This is a genomic window from Bilifractor sp. LCP19S3_H10, assembly GCF_052119185.1.
GTDB lineage: Bacteria > Bacillota > Clostridia > Lachnospirales > Lachnospiraceae > Bilifractor.
This window is the reverse complement of record NZ_JBQKFT010000004.1, coordinates 111,137-129,309: the sequence shown is the minus strand read 5'-3', so window position 1 is coordinate 129,309 and position 18,173 is coordinate 111,137. Positions and strand designations below refer to the sequence as shown.

At 50.3% G+C, this 18,173-nt stretch carries 17 protein-coding genes and 1 other RNA gene; 13 read left to right on the top strand and 5 right to left on the bottom strand.

Going from position 1 to position 18,173, the window contains the following annotated elements; translation table 11 throughout:
* The first annotated feature begins 152 nt into the window (after nucleotides 1-152).
* The 4 genes from dtd (at nucleotide 153) to smpB (ending at nucleotide 3,664) form a co-directional block, all read left to right on the top strand.
* Entirely contained in the window at nucleotides 153-593 is a 441-nt protein-coding gene (gene dtd, locus ACTQZS_RS04845) for a D-aminoacyl-tRNA deacylase (protein ID WP_441474825.1), read from the top strand.
* Nucleotides 594-728: 135 nt separating this feature from the next.
* Complete coding sequence (gene secG, locus ACTQZS_RS04840) at nucleotides 729-974, top strand: preprotein translocase subunit SecG (RefSeq protein ID WP_441101192.1); 246 nt, start codon at nucleotides 729-731, stop codon at nucleotides 972-974.
* Nucleotides 975-1,077: 103 nt separating this feature from the next.
* Nucleotides 1,078-3,234, top strand: coding sequence for a ribonuclease R (rnr, locus tag ACTQZS_RS04835; RefSeq protein WP_441474824.1), 2,157 nt, complete (start codon nucleotides 1,078-1,080; stop codon nucleotides 3,232-3,234).
* Nucleotides 3,197-3,664 carry an SsrA-binding protein SmpB gene (gene smpB, locus ACTQZS_RS04830; protein ID WP_441101194.1) on the top strand — a complete coding sequence of 156 codons (468 nt, stop codon included), beginning with the start codon at nucleotides 3,197-3,199 and terminating at the stop codon, nucleotides 3,662-3,664. The genes rnr and smpB overlap by 38 nt, the downstream gene beginning before the upstream one ends.
* Before the next feature lie 144 nt (nucleotides 3,665-3,808).
* On the opposite strand, the gene ACTQZS_RS04825 is transcribed toward smpB, so the two are convergent.
* A complete protein-coding gene (locus tag ACTQZS_RS04825; protein WP_441474823.1) occupies nucleotides 3,809-5,185 on the bottom strand; it encodes an MATE family efflux transporter in 1,377 nt (458 codons plus the stop codon).
* A gap of 387 nt (nucleotides 5,186-5,572) precedes the next feature.
* On the opposite strand from ACTQZS_RS04825, the gene ssrA reads away from it, so the two are divergent.
* Nucleotides 5,573-5,927, top strand: a transfer-messenger RNA (tmRNA) gene (gene ssrA, locus ACTQZS_RS04820).
* A 329-nt stretch (nucleotides 5,928-6,256) separates the two neighbouring features.
* On the opposite strand, the gene ACTQZS_RS04815 is transcribed toward ssrA, so the two are convergent.
* Complete coding sequence (locus tag ACTQZS_RS04815; RefSeq protein WP_441474893.1) at nucleotides 6,257-6,583, bottom strand: branched-chain amino acid transporter permease; 327 nt, start codon at nucleotides 6,581-6,583, stop codon at nucleotides 6,257-6,259.
* A gap of 1 nt (nucleotide 6,584) precedes the next feature.
* The gene (locus ACTQZS_RS04810; protein ID WP_441474822.1) at nucleotides 6,585-7,391 is read right to left on the bottom strand and encodes an AzlC family ABC transporter permease; all 807 of its coding nucleotides are present in this window, start codon (nucleotides 7,389-7,391) and stop codon (nucleotides 6,585-6,587) included.
* Nucleotides 7,392-7,723: 332 nt separating this feature from the next.
* Between ACTQZS_RS04810 and ACTQZS_RS04805 the strand changes: the two genes are divergently transcribed.
* From ACTQZS_RS04805 to ACTQZS_RS04795, 3 genes are all read left to right on the top strand, one after another.
* Nucleotides 7,724-8,440, top strand: coding sequence for a glycosyltransferase family 2 protein (locus ACTQZS_RS04805; RefSeq protein ID WP_441474821.1), 717 nt, complete (start codon nucleotides 7,724-7,726; stop codon nucleotides 8,438-8,440).
* A gap of 245 nt (nucleotides 8,441-8,685) precedes the next feature.
* Nucleotides 8,686-9,369, top strand: a complete 684-nt coding sequence (locus tag ACTQZS_RS04800; protein ID WP_441101198.1) for a response regulator transcription factor — start codon at nucleotides 8,686-8,688, stop codon at nucleotides 9,367-9,369.
* Nucleotides 9,370-10,830, top strand: a complete 1,461-nt coding sequence (locus ACTQZS_RS04795; RefSeq protein ID WP_441474820.1) for an ATP-binding protein — start codon at nucleotides 9,370-9,372, stop codon at nucleotides 10,828-10,830.
* Nucleotides 10,831-10,878: 48 nt separating this feature from the next.
* Here ACTQZS_RS04795 and ACTQZS_RS04790 read toward each other — a convergent pair whose 3' ends face one another.
* The gene (locus tag ACTQZS_RS04790) at nucleotides 10,879-11,730 is read right to left on the bottom strand and encodes a biotin operon repressor (protein ID WP_441474819.1); all 852 of its coding nucleotides are present in this window, start codon (nucleotides 11,728-11,730) and stop codon (nucleotides 10,879-10,881) included.
* 231 nt (nucleotides 11,731-11,961) lie between these two features.
* On the opposite strand from ACTQZS_RS04790, the gene ACTQZS_RS04785 reads away from it, so the two are divergent.
* From ACTQZS_RS04785 to ACTQZS_RS04765, 5 genes are all read left to right on the top strand, one after another.
* A complete protein-coding gene (locus ACTQZS_RS04785; protein WP_441474818.1) occupies nucleotides 11,962-12,483 on the top strand; it encodes a CarD family transcriptional regulator in 522 nt (173 codons plus the stop codon).
* 431 nt (nucleotides 12,484-12,914) lie between these two features.
* A complete protein-coding gene (locus tag ACTQZS_RS04780) occupies nucleotides 12,915-13,265 on the top strand; it encodes a cysteine-rich small domain-containing protein (protein ID WP_441474817.1) in 351 nt (116 codons plus the stop codon).
* Between the two features lie 86 nt (nucleotides 13,266-13,351).
* The gene (locus tag ACTQZS_RS04775; RefSeq protein WP_441474816.1) at nucleotides 13,352-15,097 is read left to right on the top strand and encodes a spermidine synthase; all 1,746 of its coding nucleotides are present in this window, start codon (nucleotides 13,352-13,354) and stop codon (nucleotides 15,095-15,097) included.
* A 14-nt stretch (nucleotides 15,098-15,111) separates the two neighbouring features.
* Complete coding sequence (locus ACTQZS_RS04770; RefSeq protein WP_441474815.1) at nucleotides 15,112-15,945, top strand: Cof-type HAD-IIB family hydrolase; 834 nt, start codon at nucleotides 15,112-15,114, stop codon at nucleotides 15,943-15,945.
* A gap of 134 nt (nucleotides 15,946-16,079) precedes the next feature.
* Nucleotides 16,080-16,709, top strand: coding sequence for a DUF2284 domain-containing protein (locus ACTQZS_RS04765; protein ID WP_441474814.1), 630 nt, complete (start codon nucleotides 16,080-16,082; stop codon nucleotides 16,707-16,709).
* A gap of 200 nt (nucleotides 16,710-16,909) precedes the next feature.
* Here the strand turns inward: ACTQZS_RS04765 and ACTQZS_RS04760 are convergent, their stop codons facing one another.
* Nucleotides 16,910-18,061 carry a DUF4317 domain-containing protein gene (locus tag ACTQZS_RS04760; protein ID WP_441474813.1) on the bottom strand — a complete coding sequence of 384 codons (1,152 nt, stop codon included), beginning with the start codon at nucleotides 18,059-18,061 and terminating at the stop codon, nucleotides 16,910-16,912.
* Nucleotides 18,062-18,173: the final 112 nt, after the last annotated feature.

Here is an 18,173-nt window from a genome sequence, read left to right as displayed (position 1 = left end):
GGTGTGCTCATGATAAGTGCCTGAGACAGAGACAGAAAATCGGACGGATGGGATTCCGGAGACAGCAGAGCGGCGGAAACGGCTTTGTTCATTGAATGGCGAAGACGCGCGGCACAGATGCATACTGAGGCAGAGAAACTGGGAGAAGACGCATGAAGTTTGTGGTACAGAGAGTTACAGAGGCAAGGGTTCAGGTGGACGGCAGAACAACCGGTGAGATCGGGAAGGGATTTCTGGTGCTGATCGGCGTCGGCGAGAGCGACACGGAGGAAATTGCCGACAGATATCTGAAGAAGCTGATCGGGCTGCGCATTTTTGAGGACAGTCAGGGCAAGACGAACCTTTCCCTTCAGGATGTCGGAGGAGAACTGCTTCTGGTATCCCAGTTCACCTTGTACGCGAACTGCAGAAAGGGAAACCGGCCGAGCTTCCTGGAAGCCGGAAACCCGGATAAGGCAAATGCGCTCTACGAATACATCATACGGAAGGCCAGAGAACAGGTACCGGTGGTTCAGACGGGTATTTTCGGCGCGGATATGAAGGTCTCGCTGGTGAATGACGGTCCGTTTACGATCATTCTGGAGGATCTGTAAAGAAAGAAGCTGCCGAAATGCGCGGAATTCATGAATCAGGCTGCGGAATTCATGAAATTAGCGGGTTGAATTTCCCGGATAGGTATGCTAATATCATATTCGTGAGTTTTTTGGTTAGAAACAGGAGGGTTTGTTTTGGTTATTCTACGCACTGTACTGACAGTTCTGTTTGCAATAGATTCCGTAGCGCTGATCATTGTCGTACTCATGCAGCAGGGCAAGGACAGAGGTCTTGGCGCGATCGCCGGTATGGCAACGACCTCTGATACGTACTGGAGCAAGAACAAGGGCCGTTCAAAGGAGGGCAATCTGATCCGTCTGACAAGGATCATGGCGATTGTCTTTGTCGGACTTGCGGTTGTTCTGAATATGAGCTTCTGATGAATAAGACATAGTAGGGCTGTTGCAGATCATTGCAGCAGCCTTTCTTTGTTTTTGAGATGATGAGATCTGGCGGTTGAATATATATTTTAAAAGGGAAATGATGAAAAAATACAGAAACATAAAAAATTCCGAGGACAGAGGAAGAGAAAAGACATACAGCCGCCGCGCGGGCAGAAGACAGGCTGCAGGAAAGAAGGAGCGGAAGATACTTGCCGATCTGATCGGATCAAAGAATTACAAACCGATGCGCGCGAAGGATATCGCGTTTCTTCTGGACGTACCGAAGGCAAAGGTCAAGGATATGATGGAGGCGCTTGACACTCTGGTTCTGGAACATAAGATCCGGAAGGACAAGGAGGGACGCTATGAAATGGTCAGGCCCGGAGATCCGGCAGAAAAAATCGGGTCCGGGGAGTCTGCTTTTCTTGCGGGCCATAGGGAGTCAGATTTCCGCCATAATGATCTTTCGGATGATGAGAGATACGGTTCCCGCCGCGGCGATCTTACGGACGGTAAGAGTTCCGGTTTCCGCCGAGGCGATATGGCCGGCCATAAGGGCGTTGGTTCTCGCCGTGGTGATCGTCGATCCCGTGACAGGGGCCGCAGTTGTTCTGAGGCGGGCGGAAACTCGCGCAGCGAAAGGGTTATTACCGCGGAGATCCGGAACGCCATCCGTAAGCTGGATCCGGATGATCCGGCGACAGCGCTCACGGAGGTGGTGCTGGAATATGGGGTTCCCGCTGAATTTCCGCAGAAGGTTCTGGAGCAGGCAGCCGGATTTCCCGCCTGCCCGGGTCCGGGGGACATCGCAGGCCGTCTCGATCTGAGGAGCCGGCAGATCATTACGATCGACGGAGATGATTCCCGGGATTTTGATGACGCGGTTTCGCTCGAGCGGGACGGGTCGGGGTATATCCTGGGTGTGCACATCGCGGATGTCACAAATTATGTGGCCGCCGGCAGTGCGCTGGACAAGGAGGCACTGAGGAGAGGAACCTCTGTCTATCTCGCGGACCGTGTGATTCCGATGCTGCCCGAAAAGCTTTCCAACGGGGTCTGCTCTCTGAATGAGGGCGAGGACAGACTTACGCTGTCCTGCATCGTGAAAATGGACAGGCAGGGAAATATCCGCGGCAGCAGGATTGTGGAAAGTGTGATCTGCAGCTCACATCGCATGACCTATTCCGAGGTGGACCGGATTTTTACAGAAAATCCGGCAGAGCTCAGAGAAAAATACGCGGATGTTCTTCCGATGCTTTTTGATATGCGTGACCTGGCGGCAAAACTTGAGCAGCAGCGCCACGGTCGCGGCATGATTGATTTCGAATTTCCGGAGACAAAAATCCGGCTCGACCGGATGGGACACCCGGTGGAGATCCGTCCGTCTTATCCGACAACTGCGACAAAGCTGATCGAACAGTTCATGCTGACCGCGAACGAGGTGGTTGCGAAAACGTATTTTGACAAGCAGGTGCCGTTTTTGTACCGGACGCACGAAAGCCCGGATGAGGATAAAATTGAGGATACGCTGAAGCTGGTGCGCTCACTGGGGATCCCTGCGGAGAAGGCGGGACATCACATCACGCCTTCTGAAGTGCAGAAGATCATCAGCCGTGCAGAGGGGACGCCCCGGGAATCGCTCGTCAGCTCCATGCTTTTGAGATCCATGCAGCAGGCCAGATACACACCGGAAAACGGCGGCCATTTCGGTCTCGCTTCACCGTACTACTGCCATTTCACATCGCCGATCCGGCGATACCCGGACCTTCAGATCCACCGGATTATCAAGGATGATCTTCACGGGAATCTGACCGGAAGAAAACTGTCGTATTACAACCGGATCATGCAGGATGTCGCTTGGAAATCCTCCGCGCTTGAGCGGCGGTCCGTTGAGGTAGAACGGGAGACCAATAAAATCGAGATGGCCAGATACATGGGCGGACATCTCGGAGAGGTGACGGAAGCACAGGTAACCGGTGTCACCGGATGGGGAATCTACGTACAGCGTCCGGACACAATTGAGGGGCTGGTGCATGTGTCAACGCTGAAGGGCGATTACTATATCTTCGATGAGAGCGCCATGACGCTGACCGGGAAAAACAGCGGAAGGATATTTGAAATCGGGCAGAAGCTCCGGGTAAAAGCAGTCCGGGCAGATGCAAGGCTCCGCCAGATAGATTTTGTCCTTGCGGAAGATGATGACGAGGGAGAGAACGGAAATGGCAAAGGAAAAGGGAACGAAGCTGATTGCGAATAACAAAAAAGCTTACCATGATTATTTCATCGATGAAAAGTATGAGTGCGGCATTGAGCTGCACGGCACAGAGGTAAAATCCTGCCGCATGGGAAAATGTTCCATCAAGGAATCCTACGTAGGGATCAAGGATGGAGAGATTTTTATCTACGGAATGCATATCAGCCCTTATGAAAAGGGTAATATTTTCAACCGCGATCCGCTCCGCGTCAAGAAACTTCTCATGCACAAAAATGAGATTCTGAAACTTCAGCAGAAATCTGCCCAGAAGGGCTTCACGATTGTTCCGCTGCAGGTCTATTTCAGAAATTCAAGAATCAAGGTCGAGATCGGGCTTGCGCGAGGCAAGAAGCTCTATGACAAGCGGGCGGATATCGCGAAGAAGGATATGCGCCGTGAGACGGAGCGCGAGTTCAAGATCCGGAATCTGTGACAGATCCGGATATTTCAGATATTTTTCGGGAAAATTATAGCGGAACACCCCGGCCGCGGACGTAGCGCCAAGGTTGGCGCTGCAGCAGGCTGTCCGCGCGAAAAGGACACATCAGGATGAGCAGATTACAGGCGGGACTGACGGTCAGGAAGATGTCTTCCGGATAATTGTACGGAACATGAGAAGAACGTACAGGCCGGCGGTGATCCATGCTGCCTGATGGGTCCAGCAGATGGTTGTAAATCCAAGAATCCGGAGCGTCCCAAGCGCAAAAACCGTGCGGGCAATCATTTCGATGACACCGGAGAAGATCGCCTTGCCGGGCTGTCCCATACCCTGAATCGCGGGACGGAATACATTGACAGAGGTGACCAGCCAGAACGTGAATCCCACGGTTTTCAGAAACTGAGCTGTGATATCCAGTATCCGGGCAGAATCCGGGGATTCATTCAGAAAGAGCATAGCAATCTCTCTTCCGGTTAAAGCCATGAGTGAACCAAAGATCACGCCATACAGCAGGCCCATGAGGAAACCCTCCCGGACACCCTTCCGTATGCGGCCATATTTTCCTGCGCCAAAGTTCTGTCCCACATAGGTGGCGATCGAAGAGGACAGAGCGACATACGGGCACATGACAAACTGCTCGATCCGGTCGCCTGCCGTGTACCCGGCGACATAAAGACTGCCCAGACTGTTGTTGCAGGCCTGCATGACCATGCTTCCAATTGCTGTGATGGAAAACTGCAGTCCCATCGGAAGCCCCATGACAAGCAGGTTTCTGGCGTATCTTCCGCTCCATACCCGATCTTCCTTCTGAGGATGCAGCAATTTCATGCTGCGCGCAATGTACAGAAGACACATCAGACCACTGAGCGCCTGGCTGGTGATGGTTGCGACAGCAGCTCCGGCAACGCCCCATTTCAGAACGGCTACGCAGAACAGATCCAGAAAGATATTCAGCGATGCGGCAATGGCAAGAAACAGAAACGGTTCCCGGCTGTTCCCCACTGCACGGAGAAGCGAAGCCTGCATATTATAGAAAAACGTAAAGGGCAGGCCGAGAAAAATGATGAGTAGATACTGATCCGCGTCACGGCGGATGCCTTCCGGCGTGTGCAGGACCTGGATGATCTGCGGACATAAAATGGCCGTAGCCGTCGTCAGTACAGCGGCACAGAGAATGGTGAGGATCACGGTGTGGTAGATATACCGGCGCATTTCCTGCATTTTGCGGGCGCCGAAACGCTGGGCAACCGGTATGGCGAACCCGTCACAGGCACCGCTGCAGAATCCGATTACCATAAACTGGACACTGGAGGAGGCACCGACCGCCGCCAGTGCGCTCGCGCCGAGAAGTCTTCCGACGATGATAGAATCAACCATATTGTAAGTCTGCTGTACAAGCTGTCCCAGCAGGACCGGAATCATAAAGCGCAGGATGAGACGGAATGGACTTCCCTCTGTCATGCGGCGGATTCCTCCGGAAATCCGTGTATTGGTATCTGACATGATTTCTGACATGATATTTTTTCCCTTCTATAGTCGCCGGCAGCTTATTATTGAAACAAATGGATCAGCCCGATGCAAATGTTGAACCATATAGATCAGCTGTGTAATATTGCGAATGAAAAAGCCTGATCGGGCGCCGTTGATGATTCTATCATGCATAGCCGTGCTGTCAAGATACCTTATACTATTTGCAGAATAAATCTCAATTGTAAAACTAAATTCCACTCCGAGATGGAATTTAGTTTTGCAATTGAGAACACGGAGAAAGGGGAAACTGTAAGAGCAACCCGTTGACATCGGCAATAAGCTGTGGTATCTTAAGGAATACTGAATCATATACCAGAGGGACGCTTTCCGTGTCGGAAGGCGGTTCCGTTATTAGCTGTATGATTATTATACGGGCTAGTACTGGTTTCGACGGGGATTTTGAAGTTCGGGAAGCCATCCGTGGAAGCCGTGACCACGTAAAAACATGACAATTAAATTTAAACGCTGATAACGATAGTTACGCGCTTGCTGCTTAATTAAAGCAGCTGTCGGGCAGGAGGGTTCCCGTGCCTTCCTGTTCCGGCATTATCCAAGACGGGGAACTGTCATGCCAAAGCTTTGAGGTATGGCGGATTTTATGAAGCTACTGAAACCGTAAGCCTGTCAGGCGGCATACGGCAGAGGGAATGTCAATAGACTGACTGTGATGGAAGAAGCCGGACAGAGAGGTTTTCGGACGCGGGTTCGATTCCCGCCTGGTCCACTTGAAAAATCCCGGAGATCCTTTAATTACAAGGGTTTCCGGGATTTTTTGTTTTGTGTTTGTTTGCAAATTGTTAGATCATTATGGGCTTTATTCTTTCGTCTGCTCCGTACGAAAGAGCTTCGCATACTCTTTCTTTAAGAAGAGCTTCGCATTTTCTATAAAGAATTTGCGGAGCTGTTTTTTTACGCGAACAGTGAGCCGCAGCCGAATGCGAAGTATTTGTGTGCGGCGAGCGTCGCGATAGCGAGATAAAACTCGCGCAGCGTGTTTTATCTCGCTTACCTGTGTTCATTTCATGACGCGCTGTCTGCGGCTATTTTATTGCGCTGTCAGAACACAAAATGTACCAGAAGCATGTAGCAGACGGTTCCACCTGCCATGGGGAGAATCATCCCTTTCTTCCAGATAAAGAGCGCTATGACTACGGCAATGGATATAAGCTCCGGGAGCCCGTGGTGCGCGCCGGCGAAATTTACATTTCGCAGGCAGTAGATGACCAGAAGGCCGAAGACGGCAGGCGCCAGCACCTTGCCGAGATAATTGATGACCCGGGGGATTTTTTTCCCTTCCGGGAACACGATATATGGAAGAAACCGGGTCAGGACGGTGCCGAGGACGGCAACTCCGATGGTTATGAACTGCTGGTATAGTGGCATATCAGTCATGGTGTTCCTCCTTAATGTCTTTGGCTGTCTCTGGCGCATTTGTGGCTTTCTCTGCTTTTTTCAGTTCATCGGGAGCACCGGACGGATCCAGAAATCTGCGGAAGCTCATGAGAAGTGCCAGTATGAGCATCATGGCGGGAATGATGAAATGATCTGCGCCAAAGATGATCAGGGACACCACGGAGCCGAGGATGCCGATCAGCTCGGGAATATGATCCTTTATCAGGGTTTTCATACGCGTGCCGTCCTTCATCCACTGATTCATCAGAATCACAACAAACATGGCAGTCATGACAAAATCAAGACCTTCGACATCAAAGGTAATGAGACCTCCCAGAAGGCCTCCCAGAGTCGTCCCAAGTGTCCAGTACATCTGATCCAGAAATGAAATCCAGAAATAGAAGCTGCCGCGGTCTATGCTATCCGGAACAGGAGTGGTATAGATGACGGAAAAGGTCTCATCGCTGGTGGTGTAAATGAGATAAAACTTTTTCCAGCCGACGTTCCGGTAAGTTCTGAGAAGAGAGATTCCGTAGAACAGGTGGCGGGCACCGACCATGATCGCCGTGACAAAGACGGACAGGGGATGGAAAGCAGACAGAAGCATGGAGACCAGAAGGAACTCCATAGACCCGGTATAGACAATCAGCGCCGTCAAAGTCGGATACCACCAGGGAAAGCCAGATGTCCGCATGAGAATGCCGTAGGTGATCCCGAGAAAGATATAGCCCGCCATTACCGGTATGGTATGGGGGAAGGCGGAACGGAAAGCGCTGTGAGAATTTTTGATGTCGTTCATAAGGAATGCTCCGAAAACAAGAAGAAGGTAATGAATGAAGGATAAATACCGGACAAAACAAAGAACAACAGCGGTCCGGGCTCTGTCCGCGCCACGGAATACTTAAAGCAGGCTGGTGTTGGACAGCCATGCTTTTCTCGTAATTCGCGTAATTCAGTATACAGGATTCCATAAGAAATGCAAACGATCAGATCCGTGGCAATGGGGCGGTATTCCTGCCCGTGGGAAGATTCGGGTATTGATCGGACCGGCAGATTCCGTTAAGCTTAATGCGATGAATACTGCGGGCAGAAACCCTGCAGGATGGGCTGCAGCCAAAGGGGAGAAAGAAGATGGGTGACATACTTTTTATTGTTGTGCCGGCGTACAATGAGTCAGAAAATATCAGGCAGCTGGTGAGCGACTGGTATCCGGTCGTAGAAAGACACAGCGCGGGGCAAAAATCACGGTTGGTGATCGTAAATGACGGGAGCCGGGACGATACCTATGAGATTCTGCAGGAACTTGCCGTGGAGCGGCCTCTTCTGCAGCCGCTGACGAAGCTGAACGGAGGACATGGATCGGCTGTTTTATTTGCTTACAGGTACGCGGTTGATCAGAGAGCGGATTATATTTTTCAGACAGATTCAGACGGGCAGACAGATCCTGCGGAATTCGAGGCGTTCTGGGAGCAGCGGGAATTCTTCGATGCCATCTTCGGGAACCGCACAAAGCGCGGAGACGGGAAGAACCGGGCATTTGTCGAGAAGGTGCTCTGCCGGATTCTGAAGCATTATTTCAGGGTGTCTGTTCCGGATTCAAACGCGCCGTTCCGACTGATGACCAGAGCTTATCTGGAGGAATTTCTCCCGCTGATGCCCGAGAACTACAATCTTCCGAATGTTATGCTGACGACCTTTGGCGTTAACCGTCACAAAAAGGTGAAGTTTATTCCGATTACATTCGGACCGCGTCAGGGAGGAAAGAATTCCATGAACGTAAAGAAAATTGTGAAGATCGGATGGCAGGCGCGGAAAGACTTCAGAATGTTCCGGAAATATACAGGCTGAATGGAGACAATCATTTGCTCTGCGACTTATCACAGTTTTTACACAATGTCTCCTTATAATAAGATTGGATGTGTACTATGAGCACAGAACAGCTGATCAGAAGCTGGTGTTTGTTTCAAAAAAGAATGACATGCATTGCGGGCATCGGTTGTGTTATATTTGATCAGATAATAAGTGGCGGAATGATGCGCTGCATTGCATGAGAAGGTCATCCCTGAATTGTATCAGATAAGGAGAAATGGGATATGGATAAACTAAAGGTAATGGTAGTTGATGATGAAGCGAGGATGAGAAAGCTGGTCAGAGATTTCCTTGTAAAAGATAATTTTAATGTCATTGAGGCTGCAGACGGGGAAGAGGCTCTGAGCAAATTTTATGAGGATAAGGATATTGCGCTGATCCTGCTGGATGTCATGATGCCGAAGATGGACGGATGGCAGGTCTGCCGCGAGATCAGGAAGGAATCAAAGGTACCGATCATCATGCTGACAGCGAGAGGCGACGAGAGAGACGAGCTTCTGGGCTTTGATCTCGGGGTTGACGAGTATATCTCCAAGCCCTTCAGCCCGAAGATTCTGGTGGCGAGAGTCGAGGCGATTCTCCGCAGAACGAATAAGATGAACCAGAACGATATTCTGGAGGCGGGCGGAATCGAGATCAACAAATCCGCCCACCAGGCGTCTGTGAACGGACAGCCCATCGAGCTGAGTTTCAAGGAATTTGAGCTGCTCACATATTTCCTCGAGAACCAGGGAATTGCCTTGTCCCGGGAGAAGATTCTGAACAATGTGTGGAACTATGATTATTTCGGCGACGCGCGGACAATCGATACCCATGTGAAGAAGCTGAGGAGCAAGATGGGGAGCAAGGGCAACTATATCAAGACCATCTGGGGAATGGGATACAAGTTTGAAGTGGATAATGAATAAATGAAGAAATCACTTAGGAAGAAAATCGCCCTGACTTTTATTCTGATCATGGCTATGTTCATAGCAATGATCGGTGTGTTCGAGTATTTTTTTGTTGACGGCTATTATATGCGCGTCAAGATGAATAAGCTGGTGGACAGCTATAACATGGCGAATGAGGCGGACAGCGACACCATGCCGGAATCCTTTAATAAATTCGCAAATATCAACAATCTGACGTACGGAATCACCGACGCGAATATTTCGCGTGTTCTGGATACCAATTCAAGGAATTCCTCGACCATGTCGGGACGCCTTTTCGGCGTGATCATGGGGAAGGAAGAGGGAAATTACGCGAAGGTAAAGGAGACGGAGAAGTATTCGGTCATCCGGATTCAGGACCGTTTTGCCGGCATTGAGTATCTGGAGCTGTATGGAACGCTGGAAAACGGAGACTACTATCTGGTGCTGACTCCGGCGCAGAGCATCGCCGAGGCCGCGCAGATCTCTGTCCGCTATTATCTGTACCTTGGCTTTCTGGCAATTGTCATCGGCGCGATCAGCATCTGGTTTGTCACAAAGCGGATTGTAGAGCCGATCCTGGAGCTGAACAGCCTGTCCAAGCGAATGGCGGATCTTGATTTTGACGCACATTATACCAGCGGCGGAGAAGATGAGATCGGAGAGCTGGGGAAAAACTTCAACGTGATGTCGGATAAACTTGAGACAGCGGTCAGCGATCTGAAGAGCGCAAATGCCAGACTGGAGAGAGATATCGCGGAAAAAATTCAGATCGATGAGATGCGTAAGGAATTCCTGGGAAATGTGTCCCATGAACTGAAGACGCCGATCGCGCTGATTCAGGGATATGCGGAAGGACTGAAGGATAATGTCAATGACGATCCGGAGAGCCGGGATTTCTACTGCGATGTCATCATCGACGAATCCAAGAAGATGAACCATATGGTGCGCCAGCTTCTGACACTGAACCAGCTGGAGAACGGCAATGACCAGCTCAGCATGGAGCGGTTTGAGCTCGTCGAGCTGATAAACGGAGCCGTGGCGCATGAGAAGCTGATGATCGAGCAGAAGAAGGCGCGGATTATCCTGAACGCGAAGGCTCCGATTTACGTCTGGGGTGATGAGTTCAAGATCGAGGAAGTGATTACCAACTATCTGACCAACGCGCTGAATCATCTGGAGGGTGACGACAGAATAGAAATCACCTGCACCGAGAAGGACGGGATCGTTACAACCACGGTGTTCAACAGCGGGAAGCCGATACCTGAGGAGTCGCTCGACAAGATTTGGGAGAAGTTCTATAAGGTGGATAAGGCAAGAACCAGAGCCTACGGCGGCAGCGGAATAGGTCTGTCCATCGTGAAGGCGATCATGGATGCGCATCAGCAGAAATGCTGGGCCACCAACTACAAAAACGGCGTGGCCTTCTCCTTCACGCTGGAAAGCAAAGTTGAGATTTGAAGAAAAAACATCGCCGCATCGTTCTCCGGAACGGTGCGGCTTTGCTTATCATTCCGGATTGCTCTCTTCGCTCAGGTGGTATTCCTTGTATTTCTGCAGAAAACCATCCGGGTGTTCGAAATCCGTGTGCATCAGCCTTGCGGTGATGTTTGCGGCCAGCTGACTGCGCGTACAGCCGCCTCCGATCGAAGCGTAAGGCACAGGCGTATTTTCCGGGAAAATCGAGGTTGTGAGGTTTAGACCGATGCCGATGCATACCTGCTGAAGTTTTCCGGATTCCAGATCAGTGCTGGTTGCTTCACAGAGGATCCCGCCTATCTTGTGAGATCCGTCATAGAGATCATTTACCTTGCGGATTTGAAGAGACCGGCCGGTCAGTTCCCTCACGGCTTCGACAGCCGCGACAGCAGCGGCACGGCTTACCAGCTGAAACTTCGTCAGAATGAGGTTCAAAGGGAGAAGAAGCGTCATGTAGAGCCCGGTAGAAGCCGGAGAGTAGAAGCCGGATCCGTTGTGTCCGCGTCCCTGTGTCTGCCGTTCACCGATGATAAGGGCGGCGCCTGAAAAGCCATCTGCGATCATGCGCTGCGCCTCCAGATTCGTGGAATCGATTTCCCGGAAGAGACAGATCCTGATACGGCAGGAACCATCCGCGAGAAACATGTCATCCGGAAGATCGGAACGGATGCTGTCCTCGGAAACAATGTCAGAGGATTCCCTCAGATAATAGCCTCTCTTCCGGTCAGAGAGGATTGGGTATCCTTCGCTTTTTAATGAATTGACGGCCTTCCAGATGGCATTTCTGGAGACACCGTACCGGTGCGCCAGGTCCTGGCCGGAAATCGGATTTCCAATATTCTGCTGCAGCTCTTTCAGAATCTGTTCTTTTACTTTTATCATTGTGCATTCCTCACCGGTTCCTATTATAACACAGTAAATGCCCATGCGATAAGTCGTATCACATACTGTATAAGCTACGGATTGCTCCGTGCTTTGCACTCCCGCAATCCCGCAGTAACTCACCATGGAAAAATTTTTGGATTTTTGCTATAATATACTCATAATTGATGACGAATGGGTGAATTTTTTTCAGCAGCTAAAGGTAAAGCACATATAGAAAAGAGGCAAAAAATGTATCAGAAAGGTGACTATGTAGTTTATGGATCAAATGGACCATGCCTCGTAATGGATGTGACTCGGCTACACATGCCGGGCTGCGACAGAAAACGTAAGTATTACGTTTTACGACCGGTTAATTCAGACAAGAGTACGATTTATTCCCCGGTAGACAATGATAAGGTGGCGATGCGTGAAATACTGGATCGCCAGTCCGCGGAGGCAATCATCGATGAAATCCCCGAGATCGAATTCCTCGAGGTTGAGAGTGAAAAGTTCCGCGAAGAACAGTACAAGGATATTATCCGCAACAACAATGTCAGAGACTGTATCAGCATGATCAAGACATTGTTTGTAAAGCGGAAGAAGAGACTGGAGCAGGGCAGGAAATTCACGACGGTGGATGAGAAGTATCTCAGAGAAGCAGAAGCGATTGTCTGCAGTGAATTTTCCATTGCTCTGGGGAAGGACGCGGATGCGGTCGATCAGCTTCTCCGAAACAGATTCAAGCTTGTGAAGGAGAAGCCGAAGGCATAGGCGCGGGTCTTGCATCAGAATTGGATGAGTCACGGCGGTTGCTGACAGAATGAGATACGGAACAAGATATACAATGTGATAAAGAACAAGATACGGAATGAGATACCGAACAGAAGCCTGGGGACGGCCGGTTGCCGATTACCCTGCGGCTTCTTTTTTGTATGAGCTTTCGTAGTTGTGCTCTGGGGCTGTGTTTTATTGCTGAATTTCAGGGCGGTGTTCCACGGATGTGTTCTGTGGTTGTACCTCCTGCACAGTTCGTGGCTGATCTGCTTTACATTTTCACAGAGCTGGAATATCATGAAAAAGAACTCTGTATGCAATCTGCGGCAGGAGTATTGCTGAGAAGAATTTCTGTATGCAGTTCGCGGCAGAATTGCCGCTGAGAAGAATGCTGAATATACAGAGGAAGATGAAGGAGAAAGATTTAAATGAAAAATTCCTATCGTTTTTTTGAAAATCGGGATTGCCAGTACTTTCCGTGTCATAAAGGGCTTGAGAACTTCAACTGCATGTTCTGCTACTGTCCCTTCTATCTCAGTGAGAAATGTCCGGGGAATCCTGCCTTTGTCAGCCGCGGGAACAATGAAATCATCAAGGACTGCACCGACTGCAATTTTCCTCACCGTCCGGAGAGCTACGATGTAATCATCCGGTGGATCATGCATGAGAATAAGCACCGGACATTCAGTGAGGAGATCAGAAAAAAAGCAGTTCTTTCAAGAAAAACAGACAAGTCAAGAGCAGATACATCCGGACAAGAACACTCGAAGGGATGCTGAGATACTTGTTCACGCCGCAGGCGGATTTCTGTAAAATTTTCAGATGAAATAAATATAGATGATTCAGATATGGAAAACAGATCGACATGAAAGAAAGAAAAATCCTCAAGAACAAAGCATATCTTTACCTGACAGAATTTTTCGCGGGCATGGCTGTCATGGCCGTGGAGCTTGGAGCTAGCCGTCTTCTGGCTCCTTATTTTTCGTCCTCACAGATCGTCTGGACCATCATCATTTCCACGATCATGATCGCGATGGCTCTGGGAAATATCTACGGGGGCAGAAGCGCGGACAAAAATCCGGATCCTGACAGGCTTTATCGTCGGCTGCTGATCGCCGCGGTATGGACGGCAGCCATACCGGTACTTGGCAAATACATTATTCTTCTGATCACAGGCATTCTGATCGTCACGATCAGCAGCAATCTTCTGATTGCTGCAGGCTTTCTCGCCTGTATGGTTATCTTCGTATTTCCCTGTTTTCTGCTCGGCACCGTCACGCCATCTCTGACCAAATATGCGGTCCGGAGTCTGGATGACAGCGGAAGCACCGTGGGAAGACTCGGCGCCGCGAATACCGTGGGCAGCATCATCGGCACCTTCACGCCGACCTTCATCACAATTCCGACGGTTGGAACATCGGTGACATTCCTGATTTTCTCGGGTATTCTTCTGGCACTTGCCATGATCTATTTCATCAGCGCCAACATCGGAAAAATCCGTTGTCTGGTATCGGTGATCTTGTTTGTGGTGTGCAGTGTCTTCGGCCATTCCGGACATTTTGCGTTCTGGAACAATTCTTTGGCTTACGAAGGCGAATCCATCTACAACTATCTGCAGGTTCAGGAGGACAAGGATACCGTAATCCTCTCAACCAATGTCCTTTTCGGCATACAGTCGATCAGCAGAAAGGACGGCTCGCTGACCGGAATGTATTACGATTATGCAATGGCTGCGCCTGTGATGGCAGGATTCGTGCCGGATGAAGAGGTGAGTGAGGCTTCCGATAAGGAGAGCGGGTCAGGTGACGATCCGGTGGCAGACGTGAATGCGGGAGCACAGGCAGTATCCGATGCGGGAGCGCAGGCACAATCACATGCGGGAGACCGGGCAGAATCGCAGGCGGGCAATTCCTGCGATATTTTGATCCTCGGAAACGGATCAGGGACTTACGCTAAGGAGTGCGCAAATCACTTCCCGGACGCGAAGATTCAGGGAGTGGAGATCGATCAGAAAATCACGGATCTTGCCGGCAGGTATTTTGACATGCCGGATTCCGTAAAGGTCGCTGCCTACGACGGGCGGGCGTATCTGGAGGCGGACCGGCACACCTATGATGTAATCATGGTGGACGCCTACCAGGATATTTCGGTGCCTTTTCAGATGTCATCCGTAGAATTTTTCAGCATGGTAAAGGAACATCTGAAACCGAACGGAGTCATGGTAGTGAACATGAATATGCGTGCATCGGGCGAAAAATCGATCAACAGTTATCTCTCCGACACGATTTCCGCGGTATTCCCTTCAGTCTATACGGTGGATGTGAAGGGATACACAAACCGTGAGCTTTTTGCACTCAATGAGGATCTGGATGCGGATACCCTCAATGATCGTCTGGACAGGATCGGAGATCCGGATCTGAAGGCGCTGCTGAAAAAGGTTTGCGGAAATCTCAGACAATACCGGAGGGGAGACCTTCTGCTCACCGACGATAAGGCACCGGTGGAGCTCCTGAGCATGCGTGCAATCGATCAGATTATCAATGATGAGCTTGCGTACTATAAAAAGCTCTTTCGAGAAAAGGGTATTCAGGGTGTACTGAATGAGCTCTGAGAATATAAGGATTGGTGAAAAAGTTGGACAAGAAAACGGTGTTTCTGGACATTGACGGAACGCTTACAAATTTTCGGGGAGAGCTTCCGGAATCGGCGGAATATGCCCTCCGGGAGGCAGCAGAGCGTGGACATGATATGGTGATCTGCTCGGGAAGGACATACGCGCAGATTTACGCGTGGATCCGGGAGGGAGATCTGTTTCAAGGTATTGTCAGCGGTGCGGGAACCGTGGTACGCAGCCGGGGAGAGGTCGTTTTCCGCAGATATGTGGAACATGAGAAAACGAGCATGCTTCTGGACTATCTGGATGAGATCGGAAGTCTTTATTTTCTCCAGGGAGATTCCGGGATTTATTGTCCGCGGGACAGAAGGGAAGAGGTCCTGCAGCTGTTCGGCGGAACGGAGGAGACCCTGGAAGAAAAATCAAGGCTGCTCGGCAGAATTACCTTTACCGATGCGCCGAAGGATAGCCCCGAGGTGAATAAATTCGTTTTCTACGGTGCGGGTCGGTCGATCCGGCAGATGCAGGAGGACCTCGGCAAATATTTCACTGTTGTGGAGACGAGCTTCAAGCTCGGAGATACGGTGGACGGCGAAATTACGATGAACGGATATGATAAGGCCTTCGGCATGCAGCGGTATCTTGACGCGAACGGAGGCCGGAGAGAAGATACCATCGCCTTCGGTGACGGACCGAACGATTTTGAGATGCTGGATTATGCGCAGGTGGGAGTGGCGATGGGAAACGCTCTGCCTGCGCTCAAAAAGACGGCGGATCTCGTCACAGATCCGGTAGATGAAGACGGACTGATGCATGCCTTTCAGAAACTGGGGCTGATCTTATGATGAAAGCGTAAAGGGCACCGGGACGGGTTATATGATGAAAATGTAAAGGGCGCTGGGATTGATTGTATAAGAAGTTGAGAGCATCGGGTGCGATCTGGTGATGCCTGTTATGTGATTGATGCGAGGAGGTAATTATGATGGAGAGCATCGGACAGAAAAAAAGAGAATTTGTTCAGGAAAACAGCAAAGCGGATAGTATAAGAGATACTCTTCAGAAGGAAGTGCTGAAGATGGCAGAGGATGCCGGATTTTCGCACATTGCGCTGGCGGACAGAGCAACCTGGCATACCATGAAGGAAGTGCGTGACATGTGCGCGGCGGATAAATGCAATGCATATGGACATAGCTGGACCTGCCCACCTGCCTGCGGGACGATTGAAGAGTGTCAGGCAAGGATGATGGAGTATGATTGGGGCGTTCTGGTTCAGACGACGCAGATGCTGGAAGATTCCATGGATTATGAGGGTATGATGGAGGGAGAGAAGACCCAGAAGGAACGTTTCTCGGATTTTCTTCAGAGGCTGAGAGAGAAGAATGTTTACGTGCTGGCGCTGTCGAGCGGAGGATGCAGAATCTGCCGCAAATGTTCGTATCCGGATTCTCCGTGCCGCTTCCCGGAGAAGGCGCATTCATCCATGGAGGCCTATGGCCTTCTGGTGAGCCAGGTCTGCAAGGACAACGACCTCGGGTATTACTACGGGAAGGATACGGTAACATACACGGGGCTGATGCTGGTGAAGGAGCATTCGGGTTCTGCGAAGTAACCGGGCTCTCCCGGGCAAATAGTACGGCAGCAAGGTGGTTGATCCGATAATCCTGTACAGAGGCGGTGTCTTTACGACGAAGAATATTTATGAGGAAGCCGTCAAAGAGGACTTTCTGTATACGATCTCCGGCAAAGGATGCTCATCATGCCCGCAGCGGCACGTGTCCGGGGATTGCCGGAATCCCCGGGCATGCAGGATCAGGAATCGCTTTGGGAGGCAGAGGTGTGTCTGGAGCTGATCCGTATACCATTGACTTCAACGTTGTCGGTAACCGGAATCAGAATATATTCGATGCCGTCGATCATCCGGGTTTCGATCAGATCTGCCCTGGAGGAATCAATGGAGATCTTCACATCATCTGATTTCACCTCGAACTTTCCGGGAGTGGCGATGTTGGAGGCAAGGATGTGTTTATCCCCGGACGGATCGTCATCGTAGGTTTCCTCGAAATGTTCGATCTGTTCCTGCTCGGCTCCGCAGCTCTCAAGAAAATGACGAATCTCGTTCTTGTCGAGAGGCGTCGGTTCCGGATCGTCTTTTTTTCCCTCCAGAAGCGCATTCAGATTCCGGTGTACCGTCTTTGCCACCTCAAAATCACAGTGATCGCTGAAGGTGTCCTCAATGATCTGATCAAAGGTTTCTTTCTGGTCACCGGCCGTCATCGGAAGACTGCACCCGAGGATATCGTCCGGAATCTCGGGATGGAGCAGCTCTGCGTTTTTGGAATAGTAGAGGATGGAGTGTATGTCGGTGTTGCGGTCATTAAAGGCAGGGAAGAGGAAGCCTGTCTCGGGCATCTGAACCATCCAGTCCTGTGTCTTGTCGATGAAGGAATTCGTGGGAGCATCGAACACCAGGCCGGGCTTTGACAGAGACACCGGGCAGATGCTGCACATGATAAAGGAATATACGTAGTCTGAGGCATCGAACATCTCTTCGTGATCTGTTCCGTGACCTGGAACATCGTAATTTCCGTGGATCAGAAGGATGAGATAGTTCTCTGCGTAGAGATAGGAGCTGATGATTTTGTCGTAAAAGGCGGAGATCAGCTCGTCATCCTCCAGCCGGCTGTCTCTTAGAGCCATCAGGTCCTTCTGATGTCCGCCCTCCGCCTCTTCACTGAGCGGAAACTCGAGGTTCAGCAGATTTTTTCCGACCTGTCCAGAGAGCGTCTTTTTGAAAATATCTGTATATTTGTGGATCTCTTCCTCGGGAAGAGAGAGAAAGGCCTCCTTCATCTCCGAGATCTTATTCTTGTGACCGTCCACATAGCAGCCGCAGATCCGGTCAACCCGGCAGTCGTCGGGCTTAAATAGTTTCCTGATTTCAAGTACTTCTTTTTTATTCATATAAAACCTCCTGTTAACTGTAACAAGTATAACTGATTCGATTTGCGAAAAAAAGTCGAAAAATGAGTCGAAAAAAGTCTTTCTTCAATTTGAAAAAAGTGCTTGCTTTTTC

What these genes read in the sequence shown, in the direction of transcription:
- ACTQZS_RS04760 (WP_441474813.1), bottom strand. Translation starts at nt 18,061, where the DNA reads ATGAATAAAAAAGAAGTACTTGAAATCAGGAAACTATTTAAGCCCGAC.
- ACTQZS_RS04790 (WP_441474819.1), bottom strand. Translation starts at nt 11,730, where the DNA reads ATGATAAAAGTAAAAGAACAGATTCTGAAAGAGCTGCAGCAGAATATT.
- ACTQZS_RS04810 (WP_441474822.1), bottom strand. Translation starts at nt 7,391, where the DNA reads ATGAACGACATCAAAAATTCTCACAGCGCTTTCCGTTCCGCCTTCCCC.
- ACTQZS_RS04780 (WP_441474817.1), top strand. Translation starts at nt 12,915, where the DNA reads ATGAAAAATTCCTATCGTTTTTTTGAAAATCGGGATTGCCAGTACTTT.
- smpB (WP_441101194.1), top strand. Translation starts at nt 3,197, where the DNA reads ATGGCAAAGGAAAAGGGAACGAAGCTGATTGCGAATAACAAAAAAGCT.
- ACTQZS_RS04785 (WP_441474818.1), top strand. Translation starts at nt 11,962, where the DNA reads ATGTATCAGAAAGGTGACTATGTAGTTTATGGATCAAATGGACCATGC.
- ACTQZS_RS04825 (WP_441474823.1), bottom strand. Translation starts at nt 5,185, where the DNA reads ATGTCAGAAATCATGTCAGATACCAATACACGGATTTCCGGAGGAATC.
- ACTQZS_RS04800 (WP_441101198.1), top strand. Translation starts at nt 8,686, where the DNA reads ATGGATAAACTAAAGGTAATGGTAGTTGATGATGAAGCGAGGATGAGA.
- ACTQZS_RS04805 (WP_441474821.1), top strand. Translation starts at nt 7,724, where the DNA reads ATGGGTGACATACTTTTTATTGTTGTGCCGGCGTACAATGAGTCAGAA.
- ACTQZS_RS04775 (WP_441474816.1), top strand. Translation starts at nt 13,352, where the DNA reads ATGAAAGAAAGAAAAATCCTCAAGAACAAAGCATATCTTTACCTGACA.
- dtd (WP_441474825.1), top strand. Translation starts at nt 153, where the DNA reads ATGAAGTTTGTGGTACAGAGAGTTACAGAGGCAAGGGTTCAGGTGGAC.
- rnr (WP_441474824.1), top strand. Translation starts at nt 1,078, where the DNA reads ATGAAAAAATACAGAAACATAAAAAATTCCGAGGACAGAGGAAGAGAA.
- ACTQZS_RS04815 (WP_441474893.1), bottom strand. Translation starts at nt 6,583, where the DNA reads ATGCCACTATACCAGCAGTTCATAACCATCGGAGTTGCCGTCCTCGGC.
- ACTQZS_RS04795 (WP_441474820.1), top strand. Translation starts at nt 9,370, where the DNA reads ATGAAGAAATCACTTAGGAAGAAAATCGCCCTGACTTTTATTCTGATC.
- ACTQZS_RS04765 (WP_441474814.1), top strand. Translation starts at nt 16,080, where the DNA reads ATGATGGAGAGCATCGGACAGAAAAAAAGAGAATTTGTTCAGGAAAAC.